Here is a 7,046-nt window from a genome sequence, read left to right on the forward strand (position 1 = left end):
TTTTAAAAATAATAATTATTTTGTCAAAATTACATAAAAATAAAATTTGATAGAGTAATTTACTAAATTAGCATTTACTAAAATGTTAAAAGAAAAATATTCCAAAATCTTTGTTTCTCTTCCCGTTCTTGATGAACGGGATTACTTACCTTTTTGTTTAAAAGCATTAGAAAAACAAACATTTCGCAATTTCGAAGTTTTTATTTGTGTTAATCAACCTGATGAATGGTGGAACATTGAAGAAAAAAAACAAATTTGCATAAACAATCAGAAAACATTGGAATTTTTGAAAAGCTATAAAAAAATTTCTGTTAAAATTATTGACAAATCAAGTAAATATAATGGATGGAACAATAAGAATTTAGGAATCGGCTGGGCAAGAAAAACAATTATGGATAAAATTTCTTCGTCAGCAGATAACGACTATTTAATTGTCAGCATTGATGCAGATACAGTTTTTAATGAAAATTATTTTACTTCATTAATAAATATTTTTAATAAAAAACCCGAAGCAGTTGCCATGTCAGTTCCCTATTATCATAATTTAACCAATGATGAAGTTTCAAATAAAGCAATTCTTCGATATGAAATTTACATGAGATATTATTTGCTCAATCTTTTCAGAATAAATTCTCCGTATTCATTTACAGCACTTGGTTCGGCAATTGTTATTCCGGTTTGGGCATACAAAAAAACAGGAGGAATTACTCCAAAGAAAAGCGGTGAAGATTTTTATTTTCTTCAAAAACTTGCAAAATATGGAAAGATTTTAAATTACTGTTCTGAAAAGGTTTTTCCTGCTGCACGTTTTTCCGACAGAGTTTTTTTCGGAACAGGACCTGCTATGATCAAAGGAGCAAAAGGAGATTGGGAAAGTTACCCGATTTATGATTATTCTTTATTTGATGAAATAAAAAAATCTTACGAATTAATTTCATTATTATTTCAAAAAAATATTGAAACTAAATTTTTAGTTTTTATAGAAAATCAATTTAAGTCAGATAACTTATGGAAACTTCTGCGAAACAATTCAACATCATTTGAAAAATTTAGAAAAGCATTTCATGGTAAGGCAGATGGATTAAGGATTTTACAGTTTTTAAAATCAGAACAAAAATTAATAAACAAAACAGATGAAAATTGTTTAATGGAGTTTCTCAATAAATTTTATAAAAATGATTTTATAAAGACAGGCATTGATTTGCAAACATTCTCTTTTTCCGATTTATCAATAAATACATTGAATAAAATAAGAAATTTTTTATTCGAAGCAGAAGAAAATTATAGAAAATCGAATACATTCTGAATTTCGGATTTTTTAATGGCACGGAATTTGAAACATATTTATTAAATTTGCATTCATGAAAAAAGTTATATATATACTTACTTCTTTGTTTTTATTATTTTTTACTTCCTGTAAGAAAGATGACAATACAAATACATCAAACGAAGACCCAAGAACTAAATTCGAAGGTACATGGACTTGTAAAGAAACATGCAAGAAAGACGGTTCTTTTACGGCTTTTCCCGTTACAATTTCGAAAAATACTTCAAATAGTACGGAAATATTAATAGCAAATTTCAATAATCTCGGTCAAACTGATAATTTACATGCAATAATTACTGGTTATAATTTTACAATTCCACAACAATCTTATACATCATCAAACTATCCGGTATCAGGAAGCGGAGCAATTGATAGTAAACAAACTTCAATAAATATGAACTATTTGGTTAATGAAGGAGCACAAACAGACGAATATACTGCCGTTCTTACAAAATAAAAATTATTTATAAGCAATGGATATTTCGAATTGCACCAAATCAACAAATTCCTGAATTCGGTTTTTTATTTCTTCTTTGGTAAGATTTATCAATTTTTCTGTACCGAATTTTTCAACAGTAAAAGATGCCATTGCAGAACCCATGATAATTGCACCTTTTAAATTTTCAAAAGAAATATCTTTTGTTTTATCAAGATAACCGATAAAGCCACCGGCAAAAGAATCGCCGGCACCAGTGGGGTCAAAAACTTCTTCGAGAGGAAGTGCCGGAGCAAAAAATACCTGCTCTTTATCAAATAATAATGCACCATGCTCACCTTTCTTAATGATGAGATATTTTGGTCCCATTTCCATGATTTTTCTTGCTGCCTTAATTAAAGAATATTCGTTACTCAACATTCTTGCTTCTTCTTCATTAATGGTAAGCACATCAATCATTTTAAGAACTTCTTTCAAATCATTCATGGCAGTATCAATCCAAAAATTCATTGTGTCTAACACAATAAGCTTAGGTCGTTTTGTCAATTGCTGAATAACTTTTTTTTGAATTAAAGGAGTAAGGTTTCCAAGCATCAGAAAATCAGGTTCTTTAAATTTTGCGGAAACAACCGGGTCGAAACCGGCTAAAACATTTAATTCGGTAACCAATGTATCGCGTGTATTCATATCAATATGATATTTTCCCGACCAGAAAAAAGATTTTTCTCCTTGTTTTATTTCTATCCCGTCAAGATTAATATTCTTACTTTTTAATAAATCAGTATAATCTTTTGGGAAATCATCTCCGATAACGGAAACCAAACCCAAATTTTGTGTAAAATAAGACGCTGCCAATCCGATATAAGTTGCAGCACCTCCAATTATTTTATCGGTTTTACCGAAAGGAGTTTCAATTGCATCAAAAGCAATTGTTCCAACAATAAGTAAACTCATAAATATCTATATTTTTTGCAAAGATATTGTTTATTTGATTTTTTACAATTACTTTTGCAATCCGAATTTTAAATTTTTTATAAACAAAAATTCCTCCCTAGCTCAGTTGGTTAGAGCATCTGACTGTTAATCAGAGGGTCGCTGGTTCAAGTCCAGCGGGGGGAGCAAATCCTGCGAAAGCGGGATTTTTTATTATGTTAAACCTAACAGGTTTTAAAAACTTGTTAGGTGGGAGTACTTTTAAAAATAACCTCTCTTATTTCTTAATTTTGTGCAATTATGGAATAAAACGCAAAAAATTTGTTTATTGTAATAAGTTAAAACGATTTATTCCCAAACAATTTGCAAAACAAGTATTTTTTTTAACTTTGCACGCTTAAAAAATTATAAAAAAATGGAAAATAAAAAAATTTTAAAAAGCGGTGAATTTCTTGTAGAAGAAACGGAAGCAAAAAATGTTTTCATACCCGAAGAATTTAATGAAGAGCAAAAAATGATTGCTCAAACATGTCAGGATTTTCTAGAAACTGAAATATATCCCAAGCTTAATGAAATTGACGCCGGCAAACATGAAATTATGGTTGCTGCATTAAAAAAAGCAGGAGAACTTGGTTTATTGGGAATAGCGCTTCCTGAAGAATACAATGGCTTCGGGCAAAACTTTGTAACGCAAATGTTGGCAGCTGAAACCATAGGAGCAGGATATTCTTTTTCTGTTGCTTTCATGGCGCACAGTGGAATAGGAACTTTGCCGATTGCATATTACGGAAACGACGAACAGAGAAAAAAATATGTTTCAAAACTTGCTACCGGTGAATTTATCGGAGCATATTGCCTCACAGAACCTAATGCGGGCAGCGATGCCAATTCGGGAAAAACACAGGCAAAACTTTCCGAAGACGGAAAAAATTACATTATCAACGGACAAAAAATGTGGATAACGAATGCTGGATTTGCCGATGTGCATACAGTATTTGCAAAAATCGACAACGACCGATGTTTGAGTGCTTTTATTGTTGAAAAAAATTATCCGGGTGTTGTTATTAATGTTGACGAAAAGAAAATGGGTATTAAAGGTTCTTCTACTGCTCAGATTTTTTATAATGATGTAAAAGTACCTGTTGAAAATCTTATAGGCACGAGAGGTGAAGGATTTAGAGTTGCCTTAACCATTTTACACATGGGACGCATTAAGCTGGGTGCTAATGTTCTTGGCGCAGCTAAAAAAGCCATCAATGATTCGGTCAGATATTCTAATGAAAGAAAGCAATTCGGAGTTTTAATATCAACATTTGGCGCAATCAAGCACAAACTTGCGGAACAGGTTGTAAAAACTTTTGCAATTGAATCGGCGGTTTATAGAGTAAGTAAAAATATTGACGATTTAATAGAACAAAATAAAAAAAGCGGAATGGACAAAGGAAGAGTTTCTATTGAAGCAATAAGTAATTATGCAGTTGAAGCGGCAATTTTAAAAGTATACGCATCGGAAGTGCTTGATTTTGTCGTTGATGAAGCGGTTCAAATACACGGAGGTATGGGTTATTCGGCAGAAATGGCAGTGGAAAAGGGTTATCGCGATTCGAGAATCAACCGTATTTTTGAAGGCACAAATGAAATAAACCGACTTCTTGTTTCAGATACGGCAATGAAAAAAGCAATGAAAGGTGAATTTGATTTATTTGGAGTTGCCGAAAAATTATCATCAAATCTTTCTGATATTGCTGAAAAGAAAAATAATAATGAAAATTATTTTGTCGAAAAGAAAAGATATATAAGAAATTTTAAAAAAGTTGCATTATTAGCAATCAATGCAGCAACAAAAAAATTCGATAAAAAACTTATAAGCGAACAGGAAGTACTAAATAATATTTCAGATATAATGATGGAAGTTTATGTAGCTGAATCTACATTGCTGAGGGTTGAAAAACTTGAAACGTTAAAAGGAAATGATGAAATAAAAACTTATAAAGATATTCTTGATGTATTAGTTTTTGATGCTGCTGAAAAAGTAAGAAAATCTGCTGTTGACGCATTCTCATCAATAGAAGATAATGCTGATAAATTAATAAGAGCAGCAAACAATTTAACCGAAGTATCAACAGTTAATATTAAAAATGCACGTAGAAGAATTGCCGATAAATTAATTGAAGAAAATAAATATAAATTCTAACTTAAAACAAATGAAAAACACCAATAAATTATTTTTTGCAACAATCGTTTTGACTTGTATATTTTATAGTTGCGGCAAATCAAAACAAGAAGCAAAATTCAGTAATGACATGGAACAGGAAAAGTACTGGATAAACTTGCAAACCATAACAAAAGGCGATGCACATTCTGGTAAATATATTTGCAAAATGGATAGTACAAAAGAATATAGTTTCGGATTTGGCAGTAAAATTGAAGATTTTACAACTAAAATTCCGAAAAAAGTTAAGGTTAATTTTTTCAGTTATGCAAAAAATTCATGTGAAGGAACGGGGCTTGTAATTCAGATTGATTCAGCAGCAGGCAAAAATATTTTCTGGATTTCAGGAAATATTTCAGGAAAACTTAGCAAAATGAATGAATGGGTTGAAATAAATGAAATATTTAATTTACCTGCAAAATTAAAACCTTCCAATGAAATAAAAATTTACGTTTGGAATCCCAAAAAGAAAGAATTTTATATTGATGATTTTAATGTAGAGTTTTTGTTCTAAAATAATTTTGAATAAAAACTTAGAGATTGTTTAAATTATATTTTGTTTAAAGTTTAAGGTCTAAAGTTTAAAGTCATGTATATTGAACTTCAGAACATAAGAATAAGATTAACAATAAAAAAAATCAACATATAAATTTCAAAATTTTTAAAATTGGAAAAAAAATAGTAAGCTCAAATAACAAAAACTTTAAACCTTAAACTTTAAATTTTAAACAACTTCTTAATATGAGTATTTCGGAATCGGATAAAAAATTAATCTGGCATCCTTATACTCAGATGAAAACTTCCAGAACACCAATTCCTATTGTTAAAGGAGAAGGCATTTATGTTTACGATGAAAACGGCAAAAAATATATTGACGCTGTTTCGTCGTGGTGGGTTAATCTTCACGGACATTCACATCCTTATATCGCGGAAAAAATAAGCGAGCAGCTGAATGTGCTGGAACATGTTATTTTTGCGGGGTTTACTCATCCCAAGGCAGTTGAACTTGCAGAAAGATTAATAAAAAAACTTCCCACCAATCAGTCAAAAATTTTCTATTCCGATGACGGTTCAACTTCAGTTGAAGTTGCCGTTAAGATGGCTTTTCAATATTGGCATAATAAAGGGGTAGAAAAGAAAAAAATCATTGCTTTTAAAAATGCTTATCATGGCGATACTTTCGGAGCAATGTCGGTGAGCGGACGTAGTACATTTACAGAATCATTTACTTCATTTTTATTTGATGTTATTTTTATTGATGCTCCCGTTAAAGGAAAAGAAGAAGATTCAAAAATGCAATTAAAAAAAGCAATTAAAAATAATACTCCGGCTGCTTTTATTTTCGAGCCATTGATACAAGGCGCAGGTGGAATGATTATATATAACCCGCAACCACTTGAACAGCTTATTGAAATTTGTAAAACCAACGAAATATTGACAATTGCCGATGAAGTAATGACAGGATTCGGAAGAACAGGAAAATATTTTGCAACTGATTACATTAGCGTAAAACCCGATATGTTTTGCCTTTCAAAAGGACTTACCGGCGGAACATTGCCTCTCGGAATTACAAGCTGCACCGAAGAAATTTACAATGCTTTTCTTTCTGATGATGTAACTAAAACATTTTTTCACGGACATTCATTCACTGCCAATCCTATTGCCTGTACTGCAGCTATTGCAAGCATGGATTTGCTCGAAAGAAATGAATGTCGGGAAAATATTAAAATGATTGAAAAAGAACATAATAAATTTTGTGAAGCATTAAAAGGAAATTCAAAAATAAAGAGAGCCGAAAGCAGAGGAACAATAATGGCTTTGGAAATAGTAACCGGCGAAAATACTTCTTATGTAAATTCATTAAAAGATAAAATTTATAATTTTTTTATTGAAAGAGGAATAATACTTCGACCGTTGGGAAATGTTATTTATTTTATGCCGCCGTATTGTATAAAAGAAGAAGAAATTAAATTCGTTTATAAAGCTATTTTGGGTTTTTTAAATGAAGTTTAATTATAAGTGTAAATCACTAACATCCTAACATTATAAATTAAATTTCAATTGATTACAATTAAGTTCTTTGAAATCTTGTAGATAATAGTCGTCAAACAATTGCTGTATGGGGATTTTATCAATTA

6 protein-coding genes and 1 tRNA gene are annotated in these 7,046 nt (G+C 30.6%); 6 read left to right on the plus strand and 1 reads right to left on the minus strand.

Annotated features, from left to right (window positions below; all coding sequences use genetic code 11):
* The first annotated feature begins 82 nt into the window (after positions 1–82).
* Entirely contained in the window at positions 83–1,306 is a 1,224-nt protein-coding gene (locus WC223_06760; GenBank protein ID MFA6923939.1) for a glycosyltransferase, read from the plus strand.
* 55 nt (positions 1,307–1,361) lie between these two features.
* On the plus strand, positions 1,362–1,784 hold the full coding sequence (locus WC223_06765; GenBank protein ID MFA6923940.1) for a hypothetical protein: 423 nt from the start codon (positions 1,362–1,364) through the stop codon (positions 1,782–1,784).
* Between the two features lie 3 nt (positions 1,785–1,787).
* Here WC223_06765 and WC223_06770 read toward each other — a convergent pair whose 3' ends face one another.
* Entirely contained in the window at positions 1,788–2,717 is a 930-nt protein-coding gene (locus WC223_06770) for a PfkB family carbohydrate kinase (protein ID MFA6923941.1), read from the minus strand.
* A gap of 91 nt (positions 2,718–2,808) precedes the next feature.
* Between WC223_06770 and WC223_06775 the strand changes: the two genes are divergently transcribed.
* The 4 genes from WC223_06775 to bioA all read left to right on the plus strand — a co-directional run bounded on the left by WC223_06775 (position 2,809) and on the right by bioA (position 6,921).
* A tRNA-Asn gene (locus tag WC223_06775) sits at positions 2,809–2,882 on the plus strand.
* Positions 2,883–3,111: 229 nt separating this feature from the next.
* Positions 3,112–4,890 carry an acyl-CoA dehydrogenase family protein gene (locus WC223_06780; protein MFA6923942.1) on the plus strand — a complete coding sequence of 593 codons (1,779 nt, stop codon included), beginning with the start codon at positions 3,112–3,114 and terminating at the stop codon, positions 4,888–4,890.
* 10 nt (positions 4,891–4,900) lie between these two features.
* Positions 4,901–5,422, plus strand: a complete 522-nt coding sequence (locus WC223_06785; GenBank protein MFA6923943.1) for a hypothetical protein — start codon at positions 4,901–4,903, stop codon at positions 5,420–5,422.
* A gap of 227 nt (positions 5,423–5,649) precedes the next feature.
* Positions 5,650–6,921, plus strand: coding sequence for an adenosylmethionine--8-amino-7-oxononanoate transaminase (gene bioA / locus WC223_06790; protein ID MFA6923944.1), 1,272 nt, complete (start codon positions 5,650–5,652; stop codon positions 6,919–6,921).
* Positions 6,922–7,046: the final 125 nt, after the last annotated feature.

It is taken from the genome of Bacteroidales bacterium (assembly GCA_041671145.1).
Classification (GTDB): Bacteria; Bacteroidota; Bacteroidia; order Bacteroidales; family JAHJDW01; genus JAQUPB01.

Coding starts and splice junctions, on each gene's coding strand:
- WC223_06760 (MFA6923939.1), top strand. CDS start 83: ATGTTAAAAGAAAAATATTCCAAAATCTTTGTTTCTCTTCCCGTTCTT.
- WC223_06765 (MFA6923940.1), top strand. CDS start 1,362: ATGAAAAAAGTTATATATATACTTACTTCTTTGTTTTTATTATTTTTT.
- WC223_06770 (MFA6923941.1), bottom strand. CDS start 2,717: ATGAGTTTACTTATTGTTGGAACAATTGCTTTTGATGCAATTGAAACT.
- WC223_06780 (MFA6923942.1), top strand. CDS start 3,112: ATGGAAAATAAAAAAATTTTAAAAAGCGGTGAATTTCTTGTAGAAGAA.
- WC223_06785 (MFA6923943.1), top strand. CDS start 4,901: ATGAAAAACACCAATAAATTATTTTTTGCAACAATCGTTTTGACTTGT.
- bioA (MFA6923944.1), top strand. CDS start 5,650: ATGAGTATTTCGGAATCGGATAAAAAATTAATCTGGCATCCTTATACT.